The organism is Dokdonella sp. GW821-FHT11D02 (assembly GCF_058808595.1).
Genome location: NZ_CM179520.1, coordinates 3,480,443 through 3,503,306, shown reverse-complemented (window position 1 = coordinate 3,503,306; position 22,864 = coordinate 3,480,443). Strand labels below are relative to the sequence as shown.

Genomic DNA, 22,864 nt, shown 5'->3' with positions numbered 1-22,864 from the left:
CGACCTCAAGGCGGCGATGGCGCGCACGGCGGATGCGATTGCCGGCGCGCCTCGGCGCCGCGCCATTCGGGGTGGTCGTAGGGCACGTAGTCGGCCCAAAACCAGGGTAGGCAGGTCGGGCCTAGCGCCGCTTCGAGCAGATACTTGAACGTGCCTTCGCCGTTCGAGCTGTTGCTCAAGATCAGCACGCAGTCGCGCCGGTCGGTGAGGCAGTAAGCGAGATTGCGGGTGCCGTCGTCGTGGCCGCCTTTGAACCAGGCACGGCCTTGCGGCGAGTCGTAGACGATCGCGCCCAATCCGGCGGCGAGATGAATCGAATCGTTGTCGGTGGTCGTCTCTTCCGACAGCGTCGGGAACTGCTGCACCGAGCGGATCGCGATCTGTGTCCGCTTCATCTCGGCGCAGCTCTTTTCGCTCAAGCCTTCGCAGCGCGCCAGGCCGGCCAGGAAGTTCGCGTAGTCGGCGATCGTCGTGTCCATCGAGCCGGCAGCACGGAAAGCGCCGCGCTGCTTGTGGCCTAGCGGTTTGCCGGCTTCGTCGTAGCCGATCGCGAGGTTCGTCGCGAAGGCGTCACGCCAGACCAGGCCGCTGCCGCGCATGCCGAAGCGGTCGAACACGCGTGTCTGGATCAATTGGACGGTGTCGATCTGCAAGCCGTTGTCGAGTACGAACTGCAAGAGATTGATGCCTTCGCCGGAGTAGGCGTAGCGGCTGCCGGGCTCGAATTCGATGGTCAGCTTGCCGTTCTTGTCGTAGGTTCCCTGCCGCGTGAAGAAGCGGAAATTCGGAAAGCCGGCGGTGTGGCTGAGCAGCATGCGCGGAGTGATCTTGCGCCAGCGTTCCTCACCGGCGAGATCGGCGTACTTCTCGTACTCGGGCAGCGGCTTGGGGAGATAGTCGGCGATGCTGCGATCGAGATCGATGCGGCCTTCGTCGACTAGGGTCATCACCGCGTAGGCGAACAGCGCCTTGGTGATCGAGGCCGCATACATCGTCGTCTCGGCGGTCAGCGGCAGACCTTGTTCGAGGTCGCGTTTGCCATAGGCGTGCAGATGCGCGACACGTCCGTTCTCGATCACCGCGAGAGCGAGGCCGGGGACGTGGCTCGCCGTCATCAGTCGTTCGACTTCGCGGTCCAAAGCCGCGCCGTGCAGGCGCGCGGATTGCGGTGAGGGCGACAGCGTGGCGCAACCGGTCAGCGCGAGCGCGCTCGCGGCGAGGACGAAGCGAAGCATGGCGATCTCCCGAGGCGAAGCGATGTTGCGGCTTTCAGACCGAGGTTTCGATGCGACGTCCGCGCAACCAGATCGCTCCGGCGAGCAGGACGAGGCCGCCGACGACGCCGATCCACAGATTCGCGGTCGCGAGCAGACCGTAGACCCGGCTCGGATCGAAGCTGGCGATGACTTGATCGTCATTGATGTTGAGCGACATCCCCATGGCGCCGACCAGCACACCGTCGCCGAACATCCAGCTGCCGGGAAAGATGCTGAACAAGAGGCGGCCGAGGATCGCGCCGAGATTGATGTCGCCGAGCAGGTTCACCCCGCTGATCATCTGCAGCCAGCGGTTCGCGGCGATTGCGACGACCGGCAGCAGTACCGCCCACAGAAATGGCTTGCTGCGCGCGAACGCGGACCAGAACAGCAGCCAACCGATCGCCGGCAAGGCCCACAGCGCGCTCACCGGCAAGATCGCCAGCATGCGCAGGAAGAATCCGAGCGGGTGTGAGGCGAGCACGGCCGGCAGCGGATTCACGCCGTGCACTGCGGTCCAGCTGCAGATCATGACGAGGAAGACGAGGTAGGCCAGCGTCGCCACCACGAGCATGATGATCGGCATCAGCAGCATTGCGGCCAGCGCTTTGGACACAACCGTGGCGGTGTCCGATACCGGCAGCGATTTCCAGAACAGCACGCTGCGATCGCGGCGGTCGTCGTAGAGCGCGCCGAGCAGGTAGAAGAAAGTGACGAAGAACATGCCGATACCGGCGATGCCGGCGATCGCGAGCTGCGCGATGTCGAGGCCGTTGGCCGCCTGTGCGATGTCCGCGGCGCTGATGCTGCCGCGCAATTCGTCGATCGAGAAACCGATGTGCACCTGCGCCTTGGTGCTGAACACTTCGGCGCTGACGATACCCATCACGGTAATGATCAGGATTGCAGCCGTGATCCAGATCGGCGCCCACAGGAAACCACCGCGGTGTTCCCAATATTCGCGCTTGAGCAGCAGCGGCAGGTGGTTCATGCGTAGGTCCCCTTCATGGTGGCGACGAACAGATCGGCCACGCTCGGCTTGTGCAGCTCGCCCAGTTGTGCGAGGCGCGAACGTTCGACGCCGTCGAACAGGAAGATCGACTTGCCGAAGATCTGCCGTTCGTTGAGCGGCTTCAGCGCACGCGCGGCCTCGACCTTGTCCGGATTGACCAGCACTTCGGCGTAGCGGTCGCCGACTTCGTCCATCGTCGCGGCCAGCGCGACGCGACCGTCGCGGATGAAGATGAGATCGGTGAGGATGTGCTCGATCTCCTCGACCTGGTGCGTGGTCACAAGGATCGTCTTGTTTTCGTCGAAATAGTCGGCGAGCAGGCTTTCGTAGAACGACTTGCGATAAAGAATGTCGAGGCCGAGCGTTGGCTCGTCCAGCACCAAGAGCTTGGCGTCGATCGCCATCACCAGGGCCAGATGCAGCTGCACGATCATGCCTTTGGACAGTTCACGCACGCGCATGCCGGGTTCGATCTTCGTATGTGCGAGGAAGGCCTGGCATTTCTCGCGCGAGAAACGCGGATGCACACCGCCGACGAACTCGATCGCTTCGCGCACGCGCAGCCAGCGCGGCAGCACGGCGACGTCGGCGATGAAGCAAACCTGCTCCATCAGCTCGGTGCGCTGCTTGCGCGGATCGAAGCCGAGCACCGACAACTCGCCCTCGACATCGGTCAGTCCGAGGATCGCCTTCAGCGCGGTCGTCTTGCCGGCGCCGTTCGGACCGATCAAGCCGACGATGCGGCCGGCTTCGATCTCGAAACTGACGCCGTCGAGCGCCTTGGTCGTGCCGAAGCGCTTGCGCAGGTCGCGCGCCTGCACGACCGCTGTGTGAGTCGAGCCGGGATCGAGCGCGCTCATCGGGATTCCTCGCGGCGGGCTTCTTCCATCAGCTGCTGCAGGCTCAAGCCGAGACGGGTCAGGCGCGCGTGCAGCGCCGGCCACTCCTCGCGCAGAAAGCGCTCGCGCTCGGATTTCAACAGCGCTTCGCGCGCGCCGTCGGTTACGTACATGCCCAGCCCCCTTCGCTTCTCCACCAAGTTCTCGTCGACCAGTTCCTGATAGGCCTTGGAGACCGTGATCGGATTGATCTGGAAATCGCCGGCGACCTGGCGCACCGACGGCAGCGGATCGCCTTGCTTGAGCACGCCGTCCAGGATCATCGCCACGACGCGGTCGCGCAGTTGGCGGTAGATCGGCGTGGAGTCGTTCCAGGCGATGCTCATCCCCATCATTCCTTACTCGCGCGTTGCACGGGCTTGCCGAACGAATAGTAGGGCATGCCGAAACCGGTGCCCGGCAGCAGCGCGCGTGAGGAAGTGCGTACGCGTTCGGCGACGGCGCCGAGCGCGTCTTTGTCATCGGCAACTTCGAGGCCAGCCGCTGCACGTTCGGCCCGGCTCGGGCTGACCGTGATTTCGCCGAGTACCGGGATCTGGGCCTCGGGACGCACCACGATCGTCGGCAGCAAGACCGGCGCTTGCAGCGCCACGGCATCTACCGGGTTCGGAGCGCCGCGACCCGAGACGGCAACCACCGTCGCGCCAGTACCCAGCAGGGCGGCAGCTAGGACGAGGAGTTGGATCAATCGATGGGACATGTCAGCCTCCTATGAGGCGATTGATGAAGTAGTGTTGTAGTTAACTATAACACTAAAAATAGACCTGTCAAGCCCGCCCGCGTTCTCGGTCCGGCTCGATCGCTGAACGGCCGCCGAGCCCCGCGGACACGGTTCGGGAACCTTGTCACAAACCTGGCCTCCAACCCGCTTTCCCCACTCAGCGTGCCGTTTGCCAATGTCGGAAGCCGCGTCCACAATACGCGGCCCCGATTGGCGGCCTACCAGCCGCGTGGCTCTGCCGCCGGGTGTTCCAGACCGGCACTATTTCGAATTCGAATTCTCTCCAGGAGCAAACATGACGCGTTTCGTGCAGAAGTCTCTTGCGGCCGCATTGATGGCCTGTTTCGTCGCCGGTAATGCGATCGCCGCCGAGCCGGCCAAGCCCGCCGCCGCCGCCGCGGCCACGCCGCCGGTCGCGATCGACAAGAACAAGGTCAGCACGATGGTCGGCATGGACATCGGCCGTGGCCTGGTGCAGATCAAAGACGACATCGACATCAAGGTCGTCGAGCAGGCGCTGGAAGCGACCTTGAAGGGCGAGAAGACCTCGCTGACGCAGGAAGAGGCGCTGCAAGTGCGCCAGGCCTTCATGCAGCAGATGCAGGCCAAGCGCGTCGCCGAGCAGAAGGTCATCGCCGACAAGAACAAGAAGGAAGGCGCCGATTTCCTCGCCGCCAACAAGGCCAAGGCCGGCGTCAAGACGACCGCCTCGGGCCTGCAGTACATCGCCGAGAAGGAAGGCACCGGTGCGAAGCCGAAGGCGACCGACACGGTCAAGGTCAACTACCTCGGCACCAAGATCAACGGCGAGAAGTTCGACAGCTCCTACGATCGCGGCCAGCCGGCCACCTTCCCGTTGAACGGCGTGATCAAGGGTTGGAGCGAAGGCCTGCAGCTGATGCCGGTCGGTTCGAAGTACAAGCTGTTCGTGCCGTCGGAGCTGGCGTACGGTGAGAACGCGCCGGGCCAGATCGGTCCGAACGCGACGCTGATCTTCGAAGTCGAACTGCTCGACATCGAGAAGCCGTCCGACAAGCCGGCCGCTGCGGCCAAGCCTGCTGCCGCCGCTGGCGCCAAGCCGGCCGCGAAGCCGGCGGCCAAGCCGGCCGAGAAGGGCGGCGACAAGAAGTAAGCCGCTGTTCGTAACACCCGCAAAGGCGCGCCGCGAACCGGCGCGCCTTTGCTTTTAGAGTTGCGTTTGCGATCGTCCGTGATCGCTGTGTAGGTGGTGGAGCGCGGCGTTGGTGCGTGTTGCTGACCTGAACTCCGAAGGTGCGGCCATCCATGACCGCACTCCGGGTTTGCTTTTGCGATCATCCTTGATCGCTGTATAGGCGATGGAGCGGCGTTGAAGCACGTTGCTAGCCCGAGCTCCAGAAGCGGCCCTCCATGGCCGCACTCTGGGTTTGCTTCTGCGATCATCCTTGATCGCTGTATAGGCGATGGAGCGCGGCTTTGAAGCACGTTGCTAACCCCAACTCCAGAAGCGGCCCTCCATGGCCGCACTCTTCAGTAGAAGCCTTAAGAGCCTTTGACTACTCCGAGTAGGAAAACCGCATGCGCGTGACGATCTTCGGAACCGGCTACGTCGGGCTGGTCACCGGCACTTGCCTCGCCGAGGTCGGCAACGACGTGATCTGCGTCGACATCGACGCGGACAAGATCGCGCGTCTCGAGCGCGGCGAGATTCCGATCTACGAACCCGGCCTGGAATCGCTGGTGCGCGCGAATCGCGCCAGCGGGCATCTCCGCTTCACCACCGACGCGGCCGACGCGATCGCGCATGCGCAGCTGATCTTCATCGCGGTCGGCACGCCGCCGGACGAAGACGGCAGCGCCGATCTCTCGCACGTGTTGGCGGTCGCGCGCACGGTCGGACGCACGCTCGATCGCTATGCGGTCGTGGTCAACAAGTCGACCGTGCCGGTCGGCACCGCCGACTCGGTGCGTGCGACGATTACGGCGGAGCTCGCCGCGCGCGGCAGCGAGGTCGCGTTCGACGTCGTTTCCAATCCCGAATTCCTCAAGGAAGGCGATGCGGTGCAGGATTGCCTGCGCCCCGATCGCATCATCATCGGCGCCGACAGCGCGCGCGCGGTGGATCTGTTGAAAGCGCTGTACGCGCCGTTCAACCGCAACCACGAGCGCATCGTGCTGATGGACGTGCGTTCGGCCGAGCTGACCAAGTACGCCGCCAACGCGATGTTGGCGACCAAGATCAGCTTCATGAACGAGATCGCCAACATCGCCGAGCAGGTCGGCGCCGACGTCGAGCTGGTGCGGCGTGGCATCGGCTCCGATCCGCGCATCGGCTATCATTTCATTTATCCGGGCGCCGGTTACGGCGGCTCGTGTTTTCCGAAGGACGTCAAAGCGCTCGAGTACACCGCGCGCCAGCACGGTCACGAGCCGCGTTTGCTCAGCGCCGTCGAAGACGTCAACGCGGCGCAGAAGCGCAAGCTGTTCGCGCTGGTCGAGCGGCATTTCGGCGCCGACCTGTCCGGCCGCACGATCGCGGTATGGGGGCTCGCCTTCAAGCCCAATACCGACGACATGCGCGAGGCGCCGAGCCGCACCTTGCTCGAACAACTGTGGCAGGCCGGCGCGAAGGTGCGCGCTTTCGACCCCGAAGCCAGCGCCGAGACTGCGCGCCTGTACGGCGAGCGCGAGGACTTGGTTCTGTGCGGCCAGTACGCTGCGCTCGAAGGTGCCGACGCGCTGGTCATCGTGACCGAATGGAAAGCGTTCCGCAGTCCCGACTTCGAGCGCATCCGCGATCGGCTCAAACAGCCGGTGGTGTTCGACGGCCGCAACATCTTCGAGCCGAAAACGGTCGAGGCGGCTGGAATCGCCTACTACGGCATCGGCCGCGGGCGTAGCGTACTGGCACCCTCGAGCTGAAAAAAAAGCCGGCTTGCGCGGACGTGCTGGACGAATAGCGGAGCGCCGCACAGTCTCGTCATCATGAATCGGTAGGATGCGCCTGTTGGGGTGATGCTAGGGGGCATCATGGCGGTTCAGTTACAGGCGATCACGTCCGCGGCGCGGCGTAGTTTTCTGGCGCGCGCGGCGGGCGTCGCATCCGATGCGCTGCCTGCACCGGCGGCGCTTTCCTCGAACGTATTGACGCCGCCGTACGCAGCCTATGTGCTCGGCCGGCTCGGCTACGGGCCGCGGCGCGGTTCGCTCTACAGCATCGAACATTTCAATTCGCTCGGTGCCGGCGACAGCGACCGTCTGATCGCCTTCGTCGAGGAGCAGCTCAATCCGAGCCGCGATAGCAGCGGCAACGTCACCGACGCCGACGTCGACGCGCGCCTCGCGCATCCGGACTACGTCACGCTCGGCAAGAATTTCGAGCAGTCCTGGACCGACTACGAGGTCAACGGCAGTCCGTCCGGCGCGCCTTACGTGCGCGATCTGCCGATCCGCGAAGGCGAGCGCGCCGTGTTCGTGCGCGCGTTCTATTCGCGCTGGCAATTGATCGAGCAGATCGCCGATTTCTGGCACGACCATTTCAGCCTCTACGGCTACGATCGCTACGCCGCGCCGACCTGGCAGCCGTGGGATCGCGACGTGATCCGCAAGAACGCGCTCGGCAACTTCCGCACGATGCTGCAGAAGACTTTCGAAGCGCCGGCGATGCTGTACTTCCTCGACAACTTCATCAATCGCGCGCCGAGCTTCAACGAGAACTACGCGCGCGAAATCCTCGAACTGCACACGCTCGGCGCTCTCAACTATCTCGGCCCCGAACTGCAACAGCACGAAGTGCCGTTGATCCAGGCCGGTGAGGACGGCGCCGGCATGCCGGTCGGCTACGTCGACGCCGACGTCTACGAACTCGCGCGCGCCTTGACCGGCTGGACCTTCGGCAACGGCGGCAACGGCACCGCCAACAACGGCCTGCCGGCTTTCATCAACGGCTGGCACGACATCGGCCAGAAGACCGTGCTCGGCCTGTTCCAAGCCGCCAACACGCCGCCGCCGACCGAGATCGCGGCCTTCCTCGACCGCATCGCGACGCATCCGGGTACCGGCCGCCACATCGCGACCAAGCTCGCGCGGCGTTTCCTAGGCGAAGACCCGCCGCAAGAAGTGATCGACCACGCCGCGCACATATTCTTTCTCGCGCGCAACGACGCCGATCAGCTCAAGCAGGTACTGCGCGCGGTCTTGTTATACGGCAGCCAGGCCGGTGATCCGCCCATTCCGGGCTGCTTCGGCGACATTGCGAACTTCGGCAACAAGGTCAAGCGGCCGTTCGAGACGGTAGTCTCCGCGTTGCGTGCGGTCAGCGTCGATTTCACCGTGCGCCGCAACGTCAACAACGGCTCGCCCAGCAGCGACGGTTTCATGGATCGCTTCCGCCGCACCGGCCATCGCCCGTTCGACTGGCGTCCGCCGAACGGCTTTCCGGATTTCTCCGACTACTGGATGGGCAGCACCGCCTTCGTGCACGCCTGGCGCACGATCGACTGGACGCTCGACGAAGGGCTCGGCACCGATCAGACGCCGCTGGTGCCGCTGCTCGCGACCACCCTGGCCGAGTTCAGCAGCGATGCCGCCCAGCACACGCCGACCAAGCTCGCCAACTTCTGGTTGGCGCGCTGCTTCGGCTGGGTGCCGAACGCGAGCACCGGTTGGGTCGGCACCGCGCTGCACACGCAGATCCGCGACTTCCTCTGCCGCAACACCGACACCCTGACGATGTTCCCGCCCGATGTCGGCATCGGCGCCGGGCCGGCCGGCAACACGCTGGGCATCGGCACCAACAACGGACCGAATTACTGGCACAACCGGCTGCGCGGAATGGTCGGCTGCATCCTGTTCAGTCCCCAAGCGATGCTGCGTTGAGCGAGGCGACATGGGCAATCTGACGCGACGCAGTTTCATCAAGGGTTCCACGTTGTGCCTGACCGCGCTCGGCGGCATGCAGCTGGGCTTGCGCAGCCGCCTCGCACACGCGGACTGGAGCGGCAACCGCTTCCTCGTCTTCGTGTTCCTGCGCGGCGGCATGGACGGCCTCAACCTGGTGCCGCCGATCGCAGGTCCCGACCGCGCGTCGTACGAGGCGAAGCGGCCGACCATCAACATCCGCACCAGCGGGCCGACCGCGGCCTTGCCGTTGTCGGGCAACTTCGGCCTGCACTTCGCGGCGACCGGCTTGCATCAGCTGTATCAGCAGCGCCGCCTGGCGATCGTGCACGGTGTCGGCTTCCCGCTCGAGCACATTTCGCGCAGCCATTTCGATGCGCAGGACTACGTCGATCTCGGCACGCCCGGAAGCACGCGCACCAGCAGCGGCTGGCTCACGCGCCACCTCGAATCGGCCGGCCAGGTGCCGGTTGCCGCGCGCATACCCGCGCTGGCCGCCGGCTCCGCACCGCCCGACAGCCTGCTCGGCCGGCGCGACGCGATGACGCTCGACGATCCGTCCAGCTTCCATCCGAACGGCAACAGCGGCACCCAAGTCGAAGGCCAGCCGCTGTACAAGCTGTCGACGATGATCACGTTGAACCAGATGTACGGCGGTTCCGGTGCGCTCGATCTGGCCGGCGCCGGTGCGGCGACGACCGTCGAGCTGGTCGATTCGCTGAACATCGCCAGCTACACGCCGTCGCCGGGTGCCAACTATCCGAGCAACGGTGTCGCCGCGGGTCTGGCGAATCAGGCGAAGCTGATCGCCAACATCGCCAAGCGCGAGCTCGGCTTGCAGGTCGCGACGCTCGACTACGGCGGCTGGGATACGCACGAGAACCAGGGCGCCGGCGATCAGGCCAATCTCAACAACAACCAGTATGCCGCGCGCGTCGACGGTCTGTCGCAGGTGTTGTCGGCGCTGTACGCGGACCTCGCCGGCAGCCAGATGGCCGAGCGCATGGTGGTGGTCGTACAGAGCGAATTCGGCCGCCGGGTGCGCGAGAACGACAATCGCGGTACCGATCACGGCAGCGGCAATCCGATGCTGGTGCTGGGCGGGCGTGTGCAAGGCGGGCGCTTGTTCGGCACCTTCGGCGGTTTGCAGGACGGCCAGCTGTTCCAGAACGAAGACGTCGCCACCACCACCGACTCGCGCCGAGCGCTGAGCGAGATCGTCGCCGATCACCTCGGCAACGCCGATCTCGCCAGTGTGTTCCCCGAGTACGACTATCCCGGCCCGCTGGGATTGTTGCCGGGCGATCCGATCTTCGCCAACGGCTTCGACTGAAGCGAACGCGGCGCGCGGCAGCGAGCCCGCGCGGCCGCATGGGGCACGGCTTTTCCGCTAACATCCCCGTTTTGCGGCCTGTTCGAAGCGCGGGAGCGATGGAAAAAAAGCGTGCATTGATCACCGGCGTCACCGGCCAGGATGGCGCCTACCTGGCCGAACTGCTGCTGGCGAAGGGTTACGAAGTGCACGGGCTGAAACGGCGTGCTTCTTCGTTCAATACCGAGCGCATCGATCATCTCTACCACGAGCTCGACGAAACCAGCCCCGGCGTGCGCCTGCACTACGGCGACCTGACCGACTCGCTCAGCCTGCTGCGCGTGATCCAACTGGTGAAGCCGGACGAGATCTATAACCTCGCCGCGCAGAGCCATGTCGCGGTGTCGTTCGAAGAGCCGGAATTCACCGCCAACGTAGATGGCCTCGGCGCGGTGCGCATCCTCGAAGCGATGCGCAGCCTCGGCCTCGGCGACCGCTGCCGCTACTACCAGGCGTCGACCTCCGAGCTCTACGGTCTCGTGCACGAAATGCCGCAGCGCGAGTCGACGCCGTTCCATCCGCGCTCACCCTACGGCGTGGCCAAGTTGTACGCGTACTGGATCACGGTGAACTACCGCGAGGCATACGGCCTGTACGGCTGCAACGGCATCCTGTTCAATCACGAGTCGCCGATCCGCGGCGAAACCTTCGTCACACGCAAGATCACGCGCGGTCTCGCGCGCGTCGCGCACGGGCTGCAGCATTGTCTGTATCTGGGCAACCTCGACGCGCGCCGCGATTGGGGCCACGCGCGCGATTTCGTCGAGGCGCAGTGGCTGATCCTGCAGCAGGACCAGCCGGCCGACTACGTCATCGCGACCGGCATCCAGCATTCGGTGCGCGAGTTCGTCACGTTGGCCGCGCGCAACATGGGCATCGAGCTCGAATTCCGCGGCGATGGTGCCGACGAACATGCGGTCGTCACCCGCGTCAGTACACCCGGCGCGAAGATCGAGGCGGGCGCGGTGATCGTGCGCATCCATCCGCAGTACTACCGCCCGGCCGAGGTCGATACCTTGCTCGGCGACGCCAGCTTCGCGCGCGAACGTCTCGGCTGGACGCCCAAGACCAGCTTCGCCGAGCTCGTGCGCGAGATGGCTGCCGCCGACCTCGCGCTCGCACAGCGCGAAGCGCAGGGTGCGATCGGCGCGCGCCACGGCCGCCATCTGATCGAGAACCTGCCGAGGCGCAACGGATGACCGCCACCCTCGAAGACCGGCTGACCGAACTCGAAGTGCGCCTCGCCTTCGTCGACGACACCATGAACCTGCTCAACGACACCGTCGCCGCGCACGAGCAGCAGCTGCTCGGGATTCGCGCGGCGATGGATCGGTTGCGCAGCGAGCTGGTCTCGATGCGCGGGTCGCTCGTGCAGGATGCGCGGGATGAGCCGCCGCCGCCGCATTACTGATGCATTCGTCCGTGAATGCTGCGGTAGGGAAGTCTCAAAAAGGTATGTCGCGTTAGACGACGGTGGGGTCCAACGCGGCCATCCATGGCCGCACTTTTCAATGGTTAGTGGGATCGTCCTTGATCGCTGTGTCTTAGAAGATTGCGTGATTCGTGTCGGTTGCTGCAGTTATCGAGTCCAGAGCGGCCATCCATGCCCGCACTTTTCAATTGCTAGTGCGATCGTCCTTGATCGCTGCTTTGGCGAAAGACTTCAAGTTCGTGTTGGTTAAGACTGTTTTGGGGTCCAGAGCGGCCATCCATGGCCGCACTTTTTAACTAACAGCAGGCTGCTGGTGGCGGGTTGAGGGAAGTGCGGACTCGCTAAGAGCAGGTTGAACTGATGGAAGCGCGAATCCGGATTTTCGATTTGCGGCTCGTGTAAGCTCGTTATCCGTCCAATAGTGTGCGTTCCGTGATGAGTGTCTGAGTCATGTCCGATTCCTTGCGTGATCAACTGTTGAAAGCCGGCTTCCAGCCGAAACCGCAGAGCAAGCCGGAGCCGTCGGCGAACAAGGGCCGGCCGCAGCAACGGCCGCCGCAACGGCCGCCGCAGCGGTCGCAACAACGGCAACAGCAGCAACAACGGCCGTCGCAACGCCCGCCGCAGCAACAGCAACAACCGCAGCGACCGCGCCGCGATGGCGAGATCGATCTGGCGAAGGCGTATGCGCTGCGCGACAGGAACGAGCGCGAAGCGCGCGAGCGCGAGCAGCGCGAGGCGGAGCAGCGGGCGCGTGAGAAGAAAGAACGCAAACAGAAGCTCGCCGCGCTGTTGAACGGCAAGGGGTTGAACGACACGGCGGCGGAGATTCCGCGCCATTTCCCGCATGCGAACAAGATCCGCCGCATCTACGTGACGGCCGAGCAGCTGCCGCGTCTGAACGGCGGCGAGCTGGCGGTGACGCAATTCGCCGGACGTTATTTGTTGGTCACGCGCGAGACCGGGCTCGCCGCGCAGGCGATCGACGCGGACGCGCTGGTCTTGCTCTGCGATCCGCATGCGATGGAAGACGACGGCGTGCCGGCCGACTTGGTCTGGTAGCCGCCGCGCCGATTCCGCAAGGGGCGCGACGCAGCGCTCGGATTTTCGGCGCCGCGCGCGAGACGATGCCGCGCGGAGGAGGGGTCATGCATCGTCTCGGTTGGATCGTCTTGTGCGCGCTGGCTTCGTCCGCGACCGCGGCGCCGTTGCCGCGTTTTCCGCCCGGGGCGGTTTGGCATCAGGACGTCAGCCATGCCCCGCTCGCCACCGATTCGGCGACGATGCTCTCGACTCTGCAAGGACTGGGCGGCTGGGGAGCGGGTGACCGTTTCCAGATCGATTTCTCCATGATCGTGCTGCAAGCCGGCGCCGCCGCGCCGACCGTCCCGGTAGTCGCCTGGCCCGACGTCGACGAGTACTACAGTCCGGATTGCGACGCGCCGGGCTTCGCTTTCCCGGTTCCGCTCGGCGGCGCGATCGAAGGCTCGGCCGGCTATACCTGCGACCACGACAACGAAGACTGTCACTTGCTCGTGCAGCAGGGCGATGTGCTGTACGAGGCGTATGAGGCGAATGTCTCCGCCGGCAGCCTGCAGACGATCTGCGCCCTGCGCTGGGATCTGACGCGCCGCTATCCGCGCAACGGCCGCGGCGAGCAATGCACCAGCGCCGACGGCGCCGGATTTCCGATCGCACCGCTTTTATTCAATGCCGACGAAGTCGCCGCGGCGATTCCGGCTGGTGGCGACCTCGGCCACGCGATCCGCTTCGTCCTGCCGAACGCACGCATCGCCAACGATCGCTACGTGCACCCAGCCACGCACGGCACCCTAGTCACCAGCGGCCCCGACGCCAGCGTGCCCTACGGCGTCCGCATGCGTCTGCGCGCCAATTTCGACATGAGCGGCTACAACGCGGCTGCGAAGGTTCTGCTGCGCACGATGCAGCGCTACGGAATCGTGCTCTCCGACGGCGGCAACATCGCGCTGACCGGCGAAAGCGATCGCTACACGACCGTGAAATGGGCCGACCTTGGCATCGACGAGCAAGTCTTCGTCGACGGCACGCCGTCGCCGCGCGTGACCGACTTCGAAGTCGTCGAGACCGGTCCGCGTCACGTGGTCACCTACGATTGCGTGCGCAATCCCGAGGATTTCCTGTTCGTCGACGGTTACGACTACTGAGTGCCGCTCCGATTCGACGGATATGTTGGCGGCGTTCTGGAAGGCGCTTCGAGGAGAATGAATGTCGCCCTCTCACTGAGATCGATCTCCACTTGTATCTGCTGCCGGCGATCTGACACCTCCTGCAATTCGCTGTCGACGAATTGGGGTTTCGCGATGCGCGGCCGCCGACCTTGCCGTTGGCGGCGAAGGAGCCATTTCTTTTCCCTGCCGCAAACCAATTCATCGCGATGCGGCATCGCAACGACGATATCCGTCATGCGGAAGGAAGGTTTGTTCCGTGCGCTCGCGTGCACGTGTTCGCGAACGCCACGGCGTCACGCCGCAGCAGCTGCGTCGGTCGCAGCGCCGATTCGTACTTTGATCGGTTGAGGCAGGAGCGAGTCAGTTACCGTTGCGTTGAGCGCGGCGCCGCACAGCGCACGTTCCCAAACACTTGTTGAATTCAGACAGCCGACATCGGTCGTCCTCGACTTCGCCACTTTCGGCGGCGAACATGCAGCCGGTTTCCCGACACGCAACGCGGCCTTGTTGTGGACGTTCGTGATCGGGCCGATATCAGGCTTTCGAAGGAGAGGGCGCTTGAGGACTAGGGGAGTTTCGGGTCGTCGTCTCGGTCGGGTGTTCCGCGCTTGTCTGGCGTTGGCTTCGGTCGTCGTCGCGGTGCCTGCGGCATCGGCTTCCCCCAATTCGGCCGATCCGGGCGACGACCCGCTGGCGTGTCCCGACGATGCGACCGCGACGGCGGCCAAAGCCCTGCATTTCGCCGGCACGGCGGATTTCTGGATCGACCGCTGGCACCATGCCTGTAGGCTCGATCCCGATCACCCGGACCGAGCCATCGTCGCTTTGACCTACATCGCCGGCGAAGAACGTACCGGGCAGCGTTATCAAGGAGACTCCCTATGGCAGCGTGATCTCGACGTCGTCGTCATCGATCTTTCCAACGACGCGGTGCTCGCGCACCGCCACGAAGACAAAGCCGTCGAAGACGGCGGCGAGCGATTGGAAGGCATCGCCATCGACACGGGTCGCTACGTTCTCGCGGCAGGTAAGCGCGCCTTCGGCGTGCGCGTTTCCAACGGTACGCATTGCTCTTGCGCCAATCTGAGCGTGAAGACGCTGACCTTGTATCTGCAGAACGGAAAACGGCTGGATCGGCTGCTGTCGACGGGCATCGACAGCGACCAAGCCGGATACGAGCAGGGCACGCCGCCGCCGCCGACGTGCACCTCGATTGCCACCGCTCGAAAGACGACGATCGCCGTCGGCAAGAGCAAGAGCCACGGGCTCGCGGATTTGCTGCTGACCACGATCGAGACGCCGACTTATGATGTCGACGAAGATTCTTCCAAATGCGAGCCGCTGTCTCCGAAGACACGGACGAAGAGGCTTCGCTATGACGGGAAGGTCTATCAGTAGCAAGGGCGAGAACGAGCCTATCTACTGCGGCCTGCCGCGCAGAGGCCGAGACCTCAGCTTCGTCCCACCAGTAAGGTCTTGGGCTCCAGATACGCGCTCATTCCCCACTTGCCCATTTCGCGCCCGAGTCCCGAGTGCTTGAAGCCGCCGAACGGTGCACGCGGCTCATGCGCCAATGTGTTGACGAGCACGCGGCCGGCGTCGATCCGGCGCGCCACGCGTTCGCAACGCTCCACGTCCGCGCCGAGCACGACTGCGCTGAGTCCGTAGTGCGTGTCGTTGGCGATGGCGATGGCGTCGTCTTCGTCTTCGTAGGGGAGGATGGCGAGCACGGGGCCGAAGATTTCTTCGCGCGCGATGCGCATCTGGTTGCTGGCACCGGTGAAGAGGGTGGGTTTGACGAACCAGCCTGCAGTGAGGCCGTCGGGTCGGCCTTCGCCGCCGGCGAGCAGAGTGGCGCCTTCTTCGATGCCGATGCGGATGTAGTTCTGCACGCGTTCCCACTGCTTGGCGCTCACCATCGGTCCGATCGCGGTATCGGCATCGCGCGGATCGCCTGACTTGATGTGCGAGACGGCTTCTTTGGCGGCCTGCTCGAACTGCGCGAGTCGATGGCGCGGCACCAGGATGCGCGTGCCCGCGATGCAGGCTTGGCCGCTGTTGGCGAACCCGGCTTGCAGCACGAACGGCATGATGCTCGCGAAATCCGCATCGTCGAGCACGAGGGTGGGCGATTTGCCGCCTAGCTCCAGCGTCACGCGCTTCATCGTCGCGGCGCCGGCGCTGAGCAAATGCTGGCCGACCGCGGATGAGCCGGTGAAGGAGATCTTGGCGATGTCGGGGTGGCGTGCGATTTCCTCGCCGATCACCTCGCCGCGGCCGTTGACGATGTTGAACACGCCTTTGGGCAGGTCGGCGTCGTGCAGTGCCTGCGCGACGATCTGCGTCTGCATCGCGCTCATCTCGCTGGGCTTGATCACGGCGGTGCAGCCCGCCGCCAGCGCGGTCGCGAGCTTGTTGCAGATGAAGCCGGCGTTGCTGTTCCACGGCGTGATCAGGCCGGCCACGCCGATGGGCGTCAGCACGACTCGCGCGCTACCTGCCTGCTCTTCGAACGCGAAGGACTCCAAGGTGTCGATCGTCTGTGCGATGACATCGGCCGGATAGGTCGCCATCCAGCGCCCGCGGCTCGACGGTGCGCCGTACTCCAACACGACGGCTTCCATCAACTCGTCCTCGCGCGCAGCAACCGCCTCGTGCATGCGCTTGAGCGCCGCGATGCGCTCCGCACGCGTGCTGCGCGACCAGGCAGGAAACGCCGCCTTGGCCGCCGCGACGGCACGCTGCGCATCGTGCTCGTCGCCCAGGCGAACCTGGCCGATGACTTCTTCGGTGCTGGGGTTATGCAGATCAAACCATTCCTGGCCGTGCGGCGTGACGAATTCGCCGTCGATGTAGATCTGTTCGATGCGTTGCATGGCAGTCCTTCGGATCGTTGGGACATGCAATCTAAGGATGAGTTATTGTTCGGATAAGCCGTCTTTTCGATGATGATGAATCCCGATAATCAGGACAGTTCATGCACCGCACCGGTATGACCGAACTCGAAGTGGTTCTGGCCGTCGCGCGCCGCCGCAGCTTTCGCGCAGCGGCGCTGGAGCTGGGCATGTCGACCACCGCCGTGAGCAATGCCGTGGCCGGACTGGAAACGCGCCTGAAGGTGCGCTTGTTCAATCGCTCCACGCGCAGCGTGGCGCTGACCGACGTGGGCGAGCGCTACGTCGAGCGCATCGCACCCGCGCTCGCCGAAATCAAAAGCGCCGGCGAAGAGGCCGGCGGCGGCCCCGATACGCCCAGCGGCACCTTGCGCATCAACCTGCCGCACGGCGCAGCTTCTCTTCTGATGGAGCCCTTGTTCGCCCACTATGCTCGGCGCTATCCCGACGTGCGCATCGACATCGTCAGCGAGTCGCGCATGATCGACATCGTCGCCGAAGGTTTCGACGCCGGTATCCGCCTGGCTGAGTCGGTGCCGCAGGACATGATCGCCGTGCCGCTCTCGCGCGACATTCGCATGCTCGTGGTGGCGACGCCCGAGTACCTGAAAAGCCATGGCACGCCCAAGCACCCGCGCGACCTGCTCGAGCACCGGAGCATCGGCATGCTCATGTCGCACGGCGGCATTTATCACTGGGAGCTGGAGCGCGACGGCGAGAAATTACAGATGGATCTGCCCGTGCGGATCGCGCTCAAGGAGATGCCGGCGATCAAGCAGGCGATCTTGCTCGGGCTGGGCATCGGCTTCATCACCGAGTGGTCCATCAGCGAAGAACTGAAATCCGGCACCCTGAAGCCGGTGTTGCTGCCGTGGTGTCCGCCGTTCGGCGGCTTGCGGCTCTACTACTCAGGCCACCGCTTCGTGCCGGCGCGTTTGCGTGCGCTCATCGATCTGATCCGGGAGCTGGGCTTAGCCCGAAGTCGAATCGGATCCTCTCGGCAGCAAGTCGGTCTTCCGTACAGTTGAGCGATCTCGAAGATCCGTGGCGGAAGTCTTGCTCCCTTCGAGGGCCGCCATGGCGGACCTGTGGCGGCATTCGACATGTGGGTCGTTCGCGATCGTTCGCCGCGAAGGCGGCACGTCCGTGTGCCGCAGGGAAATCGAGACCATCTTTGTTCTTCCAGAAGGATGGTCTCGACGAAGCCGAATCAGCTATCTCAGTGCTTCGTGAACGTCTGGAACGGCGAAAGATAGAGATCGAACATGATTTCGCAGGTCGAACCGGACGTCGCATTCTGTCCGAACATCTGATAGCCGTTCGTCGAAAGGCGAGTCGATGCCGCACCGGGCAGACCGTTGGTGAACCATCTCAGCGAAAAGGGAGGCGCGAGCCTGGATTCGCAAATTGCTCCCCAGAACGGGCCGTCCCCTCCGATCTGGAACAAGCTCCCGTCCAAGTAGATCGGATACGAGTACGCTCCATCCGAGAACACGTTCTGCGTGGGCCCCGACCAGGGCAAATCGATCGCGGCACCAACCGGGGTGCCGCCGCTCAACGTACCGCAGGGCGGGCTGAAGGTCGCGGAGGTAATGGTGAAGCCGGCGTTCGCCGGATTGAGCGTCCCTTGCATGGTGACGGGGCAGTTGCCACCGAAATTCTGGGTGCTGCCGGAAAGCCTGAAGTACGCCTGACCTGATGCGGTGAAATTGCCGCCCGGGGAGACGGTGACGGTCACGGCATGGACAGCACCGGCCGAGAGAATGAGGGAGGCCGCCAGAGCGGCTTTCTGGATTTGAGCGATCATCGAAGTGTCCTTTCAGTGAGGTAGAAGTTTCGTTTCGTTTCCATCAAAACAGCCCGTCACCCCGCGGGCCGGACGAGTCTCTTCGAGGCAGGTTCGAACCTCGAAATTGCACGCCGCCGACAAGCGTATACGTGCATCTACGTACGTTCTTTGTAGTAGCTCACAGCCATGCGATTTCCACGCTCTCCGCGATTGTCGAACCATCGAAAACCCGTTGCGAAAGAGTCCCGCAGTCCCGGCGTCTCACGACGAGCGGCTACGGACAATGGGCTGTGACACCTGCCGAGAGGGGGATCGCGGCAGGTGCAGCAAGGATCGTCGGCTGACGTCTCAGATCGCGCGATCGAAGCCCCGCGTCGCAAATCGCCTTGCGTTGAGACGTCGCTGATGCGTCGGCATCTCCTTCGTCGACGCGAAGTCGAGATACGCAAATCGCTCGATCCCGAAAGAGAATCGGCGATGGCGGCAAGCACGCACGGTGGCAACAGCGTCCATAGTTCGCGTGAGCAGTCCGGCGCGTTGGGCTGAGTGCGCGCGAATAGCGCGAGCGCAACTCAAAAGAGACACCGGTCTTCGCCATCACGGCGTCCAGTCACACACTGCTTAGCTTCGCGGTGCTCTGCCTGGTCAGAGCGTTCGACGCCGTTAGATCAGAAGGCCGACGATTTTTCTCGCTGAAGCGAGCAGTCGCTGCACTTCGTCGTCATGCAACTCGATGCTTGGAGCGGCAGGGCAGGGCCGGCTCACCCGCATAAGAATGGAGAGCTGCCTGGATGGCTGTCGCTGGAACACGAACGGCCGACGGAACAGTCTCGAGAACCGCATCACGATGCGGCTCCCGAGCTTCCCGTCAGTAGTTCATGAAGTAGCCGCCATTCACCGGAATGTTCGCGCCGGTGATGAAGCCGGCGTCGTCGGCGGAGAGGAAGTCCACCACGCGTGCGATCTCGTGCGGTTCGCCGAGGCGGCCGACCGGGATGTCGGAAACGATCTGGTTGCGAATGTCTTCCGGCACCGACATGACCATCGCGGTCTTGCAGTAGCCGGGCGAGACGCTGTTGACGGTCACGCCCTTGCGCGCGACTTCGCGCGCGAGCGCCATCGTGAAGCCGTGCATGCCGGCCTTGGCGGCCGAGTAGTTGGTCTGGCCGAACTGGCCGGTCTGGCCGTTCACCGACGAGATGTTGACGATGCGGCCGAAGCCTTGCGAGGTCATGCCGTCGACCACGTGACGGCACATGTTGAACACGCCTTCGAGGTTGACCTTGAGCACGTCGATCCATTGCTCCGGCGCCATCTTGCGCAGGCTGGTGTCGCGCGTGATGCCGGCAGCGTTGACGAGGATCGAAATCGGACCGTAATTTTTCGTGACGCGCTCGATCAGCTCGGCGCAGGCCTGGAAGTCGGCGACATTGAGCGGCTCGAACACGATCGAGTCGGCGAACTCGGTCATTTCCTGGCGGAACGCCTCGACCCGTTCGCCACGGCTGGCGAGGTCGGCAGCGACGACGAAACGCCCGGAGCGGGCGAGATACTTGCAGATTTCGGTGCCCAGTCCGCCGATGCCGCCGGTGACGACCGCGATACGCTTGCTCATCAGATCAGTTCCCGCTCTTGCGCTGCGGCAATCGACGCAGCCGGAATTTGCTGCGGCGCAGCGCGCGGGATGCTAGGAACGTGACGGAAACGTGTCAAGCCCCGAAAGGCATGGGGCGACGCTCAGGATTTCGGGTCTTTCTTGGCTTTGGACGGATCGAACGTGCCGTTGCGCACGCTGTTCGCGGCGCTGGTCAGGAAGCCTTGCTGCAGCGACTTCCACAGATCCATGTTGCGCTCGGTCAGGTCGTTCAACATCGACCACGGTGTCTGGCCGAGGATGTTGCTGAGCTGGCTGCGGAATTGTTGCTGCTGGTCGAGGAAGATCTGCAGGCTGCGCTCAAGATAGCCGCCCATGAAACCCTGCAGCGAATCGCCGTAGAAACGGATGATCTGCGACAGCAGCTTGGTCGTGAACATCGGTTGGCCGCGATCCTCGTATTCCGAGATGATCTGCAGCAGTACCGAGCGCGTCAGGTTCTCGCCGCTCTTCGCGTCGCGAACCTCGAACTCCTCGTCGTCCAGCACGAGTTGCCGAACTTCCTCCAGCGTGATGTAGCTGGAAATCTCGGTGTCGTAGAGACGACGGTTCGGGTACTTCTTGATGATGCGGACGTCGGCCATTCCGCAACGCTAGCAGAATGTGTCGCGGCGCACCAGTTTGGGATGCTGCGCAGCAAACGTTCGTTCGGAAGAAATGCTGCGGCGTGGGAGTGCGCGGGGAGGGGCTCGAGTGCTTTGAATCGGGCGGCTCGAAGCCCGAGCGCAGCAATGGTTTTTGGTGGAGCCCGAGCAGCCCTTTGCGAACAACCGGCTTTGGCCGCCTCAGCTCGAGCGTCCGTCCATGGAGCGGTCACCGCTCGCCATCCTTGGCTCGCCCTCACACGCCCGGATGGGCGCGATCGACCTGCCTCGCCGCGGCCGTCGCCGGATGGCGACGGCCAAACGCGACGCTTACCAACCCATGTACTGTCCGCCGTTGATGGCGAGATTCGCGCCGGTGATCCAGTTCGCACGTTCGTCGGAGAAGAAGCCGACTGCGTAAGCGATTTCATCCGGATCGCCGAGGCGGCCGAGCGGAATCTGCGCGACGATCTTGGCGCGCACGTCTTCCGGCACCGCCATCACCATGTCGGTGCCGACGTAACCCGGCGAAACCGTGTTCACGGTGATGCCGAACTTCGCGTTCTCCTGCGCCAGCGAGATGGTGAAGCCGTGCATGCCGGCCTTGGCGGCGGCGTAGTTGGCCTGGCCGTACTGCCCCTTCTGGCCGTTGATCGAGCTGATCTGCACGATGCGGCCCCACTTGCGATTGCGCATGCCGTCGATGACCGGGCGGGTCACGTTGAAGCAGGAACCGAGGTTGGTGTTGATCACCTCCTGCCACTGCAGCGCACTCATTTTGTGAAAAGTCGTGTCGCGCGTGATGCCGGCATTGTTGATCAGGATGTCGATCGGGCCGAGCTGACCTTCGACCTCGCGCACCATTGCTTCCGCACCCGCGGCTTCGGCGACGTCGCCGTGCGCGATCGCGAAATCGAATCCGTCCTTGCGCTGCGCCTCCTGCCAGGCCTTGGCCTTGCTTTCGTCGCGATAGTTCGTGGCGACCTTGTGGCCGAGTTTCGCCAAGTGCCGGCAGATGGCCGTACCGATTCCACCGGTACCGCCGGTGACCAGGGCAACGCGTGTCGTCATGACTGATGCTCCTTCGTTTTCTGTGGGGTGGTAACGCGAGCAGCGTTCGTTTCGATTGTGCCCGCAGCGTCAGCAAACTTCCTTCCGCAGCGCCGCAAATGGCGCGGGAACGGAAAGCGTGCGCGGAATTCGGCTCGGATCGAACTCGGCGAGCGCGGCGGAGAGTAGTGCAGCGACGTTGCGCATCGGCGGCGCCGGCTGTCCGAGGAAATTCAGCGCAGCACGCAGTGCAGGCAGCGGATCGGCCGCGTCGACCGGCAGCGCGCTTTCGTGCTTGCTCAGCTTGCGTCCGTCGGCGCTGAGCGCGAGCGGCAGATGCGCGTACTGCGGCTGCGGCAGGCCGAGCAGGCGTTGCAGCAAGAGTTGCCGCGGCGTCGAATCGAGCAGGTCGGCGCCGCGCACGATCGCATCGATATCTTGCGCCGCATCGTCGACGACGACGGCGAGCTGGTAAGCGACCGTGCCTTCGACGCGCCAGACCACGAAGTCGCCGACTTCGCGGCGCAGATCTTGGCGTTGCTCGCCTTGCACGGCATCGGAAAAAACGATGGTCTCGTCCGGCACGCGGAGGCGCCAGGCCGGCACGCGCGTGCGATCGGCGGCAGCGATGCAGCGCGACGGATGGATACCGTCGAACGCGGCGAGGTCGCTGCGGCTGCACCAGCATGGATAGACCCGATCGTCCCGCTCCAGCTGCCGCAGTGCGGTGCGGTAGATCTCGTCGCGCTCGCTTTGGTAGATCACCGGCCGGTCCGATTCGAAACCGAACGCGTCCAAGGTCGCGAGGATGTCGTCGGTCGCGCCCGCCACGACGCGTTCGCGGTCGAAATCCTCGATACGCACCAGCCACTCGCCGCCGGCCGCGCGGGCGAACAGCCAGCTGCCGAGCGCCGCGACCAGCGAACCGAAGTGCAAGCGGCCGCTCGGCGACGGCGCGAAACGTCCACGATAAACGCTCATGCGGGTGACGGTCCGAGCAGGAACCTGCGGCCTGCGCCGATGTCGAAGGGTCGGCTCGTGATCGCGATTGAAACAGGATAGGCTTTAAAAAGCCTGTCGGGGAACCTATCCATAGCGAAGTCGGCGCGCCGT

At 64.3% G+C, this 22,864-nt stretch carries 21 protein-coding genes; 10 read left to right on the top strand and 11 right to left on the bottom strand.

Annotation, left to right across the window (positions count from 1 at the left end; translation table 11 throughout):
* Positions 1-5 precede the first annotated feature (5 nt).
* Genes AC3QL3_RS14925 through AC3QL3_RS14905 form a run of 5 tightly spaced genes read right to left on the bottom strand, consistent with a single transcriptional unit; the run spans position 6 to position 3,867 of the window.
* Positions 6-1,235 (bottom strand): serine hydrolase domain-containing protein, encoded by a 1,230-nt coding sequence (locus AC3QL3_RS14925; protein WP_492894890.1) that lies wholly within the window; start codon positions 1,233-1,235, stop codon positions 6-8.
* A 34-nt stretch (positions 1,236-1,269) separates the two neighbouring features.
* Positions 1,270-2,247 (bottom strand): hypothetical protein, encoded by a 978-nt coding sequence (locus tag AC3QL3_RS14920; RefSeq protein WP_492894889.1) that lies wholly within the window; start codon positions 2,245-2,247, stop codon positions 1,270-1,272.
* On the bottom strand, positions 2,244-3,128 hold the full coding sequence (locus tag AC3QL3_RS14915; protein ID WP_492894888.1) for an ABC transporter ATP-binding protein: 885 nt from the start codon (positions 3,126-3,128) through the stop codon (positions 2,244-2,246). Before AC3QL3_RS14915 ends, AC3QL3_RS14920 begins: the two co-directional genes overlap by 4 nt.
* Positions 3,125-3,493 carry a GntR family transcriptional regulator gene (locus AC3QL3_RS14910; RefSeq protein ID WP_492894887.1) on the bottom strand — a complete coding sequence of 123 codons (369 nt, stop codon included), beginning with the start codon at positions 3,491-3,493 and terminating at the stop codon, positions 3,125-3,127. The genes AC3QL3_RS14915 and AC3QL3_RS14910 overlap by 4 nt, the downstream gene beginning before the upstream one ends.
* Positions 3,494-3,498: 5 nt before the next feature.
* On the bottom strand, positions 3,499-3,867 hold the full coding sequence (locus tag AC3QL3_RS14905) for a hypothetical protein (protein ID WP_492894886.1): 369 nt from the start codon (positions 3,865-3,867) through the stop codon (positions 3,499-3,501).
* A gap of 316 nt (positions 3,868-4,183) precedes the next feature.
* Here AC3QL3_RS14905 and bamJ point away from each other — a divergent pair, with 316 nt between their 5' ends.
* The 9 genes from bamJ to AC3QL3_RS14860 all read left to right on the top strand — a co-directional run bounded on the left by bamJ (position 4,184) and on the right by AC3QL3_RS14860 (position 15,178).
* A complete protein-coding gene (gene bamJ, locus AC3QL3_RS14900; protein WP_492894885.1) occupies positions 4,184-5,020 on the top strand; it encodes a BamJ family beta-barrel-assembly machinery protein in 837 nt (278 codons plus the stop codon).
* A 425-nt stretch (positions 5,021-5,445) separates the two neighbouring features.
* The gene (locus AC3QL3_RS14895) at positions 5,446-6,789 is read left to right on the top strand and encodes a UDP-glucose dehydrogenase family protein (protein WP_492894884.1); all 1,344 of its coding nucleotides are present in this window, start codon (positions 5,446-5,448) and stop codon (positions 6,787-6,789) included.
* Positions 6,790-6,897: 108 nt separating this feature from the next.
* On the top strand, positions 6,898-8,745 hold the full coding sequence (locus AC3QL3_RS14890) for a DUF1800 family protein (protein WP_492894883.1): 1,848 nt from the start codon (positions 6,898-6,900) through the stop codon (positions 8,743-8,745).
* A gap of 10 nt (positions 8,746-8,755) precedes the next feature.
* Positions 8,756-10,099, top strand: coding sequence for a DUF1501 domain-containing protein (locus AC3QL3_RS14885; protein ID WP_492894882.1), 1,344 nt, complete (start codon positions 8,756-8,758; stop codon positions 10,097-10,099).
* Between the two features lie 98 nt (positions 10,100-10,197).
* Complete coding sequence (gmd, locus tag AC3QL3_RS14880) at positions 10,198-11,337, top strand: GDP-mannose 4,6-dehydratase (protein WP_492894881.1); 1,140 nt, start codon at positions 10,198-10,200, stop codon at positions 11,335-11,337.
* Positions 11,334-11,549, top strand: coding sequence for a SlyX family protein (locus AC3QL3_RS14875; RefSeq protein ID WP_492894880.1), 216 nt, complete (start codon positions 11,334-11,336; stop codon positions 11,547-11,549). Before gmd ends, AC3QL3_RS14875 begins: the two co-directional genes overlap by 4 nt.
* 471 nt (positions 11,550-12,020) lie before the next feature.
* Entirely contained in the window at positions 12,021-12,632 is a 612-nt protein-coding gene (locus AC3QL3_RS14870; RefSeq protein ID WP_492894879.1) for a DUF2058 family protein, read from the top strand.
* A gap of 86 nt (positions 12,633-12,718) precedes the next feature.
* On the top strand, positions 12,719-13,756 hold the full coding sequence (locus AC3QL3_RS14865; protein ID WP_492894878.1) for a hypothetical protein: 1,038 nt from the start codon (positions 12,719-12,721) through the stop codon (positions 13,754-13,756).
* A gap of 642 nt (positions 13,757-14,398) precedes the next feature.
* Positions 14,399-15,178 carry a PA3715 family protein gene (locus tag AC3QL3_RS14860; RefSeq protein ID WP_492894877.1) on the top strand — a complete coding sequence of 260 codons (780 nt, stop codon included), beginning with the start codon at positions 14,399-14,401 and terminating at the stop codon, positions 15,176-15,178.
* A 53-nt stretch (positions 15,179-15,231) separates the two neighbouring features.
* On the opposite strand, the gene AC3QL3_RS14855 is transcribed toward AC3QL3_RS14860, so the two are convergent.
* Complete coding sequence (locus tag AC3QL3_RS14855) at positions 15,232-16,656, bottom strand: aldehyde dehydrogenase family protein (RefSeq protein WP_492894876.1); 1,425 nt, start codon at positions 16,654-16,656, stop codon at positions 15,232-15,234.
* A 101-nt stretch (positions 16,657-16,757) separates the two neighbouring features.
* On the opposite strand from AC3QL3_RS14855, the gene AC3QL3_RS14850 reads away from it, so the two are divergent.
* Positions 16,758-17,702 (top strand): LysR family transcriptional regulator, encoded by a 945-nt coding sequence (locus tag AC3QL3_RS14850; protein WP_492894875.1) that lies wholly within the window; start codon positions 16,758-16,760, stop codon positions 17,700-17,702.
* 191 nt (positions 17,703-17,893) lie between these two features.
* On the opposite strand, the gene AC3QL3_RS14845 is transcribed toward AC3QL3_RS14850, so the two are convergent.
* The 5 genes from AC3QL3_RS14845 to gluQRS form a co-directional block, all read right to left on the bottom strand.
* On the bottom strand, positions 17,894-18,481 hold the full coding sequence (locus AC3QL3_RS14845) for a PraA/PraB family alkane oxidation protein activator (RefSeq protein WP_492894874.1): 588 nt from the start codon (positions 18,479-18,481) through the stop codon (positions 17,894-17,896).
* Between the two features lie 850 nt (positions 18,482-19,331).
* Complete coding sequence (gene phbB, locus AC3QL3_RS14840) at positions 19,332-20,078, bottom strand: acetoacetyl-CoA reductase (RefSeq protein ID WP_492894873.1); 747 nt, start codon at positions 20,076-20,078, stop codon at positions 19,332-19,334.
* Between the two features lie 122 nt (positions 20,079-20,200).
* The gene (phaR, locus tag AC3QL3_RS14835; RefSeq protein ID WP_492894872.1) at positions 20,201-20,701 is read right to left on the bottom strand and encodes a polyhydroxyalkanoate synthesis repressor PhaR; all 501 of its coding nucleotides are present in this window, start codon (positions 20,699-20,701) and stop codon (positions 20,201-20,203) included.
* A 330-nt stretch (positions 20,702-21,031) separates the two neighbouring features.
* A complete protein-coding gene (gene phbB / locus AC3QL3_RS14830) occupies positions 21,032-21,772 on the bottom strand; it encodes an acetoacetyl-CoA reductase (protein ID WP_492894871.1) in 741 nt (246 codons plus the stop codon).
* Positions 21,773-21,841: 69 nt separating this feature from the next.
* Positions 21,842-22,732, bottom strand: a complete 891-nt coding sequence (gluQRS, locus tag AC3QL3_RS14825) for a tRNA glutamyl-Q(34) synthetase GluQRS (RefSeq protein WP_492894870.1) — start codon at positions 22,730-22,732, stop codon at positions 21,842-21,844.
* Between the last annotated feature and the right edge of the window lie 132 nt (positions 22,733-22,864).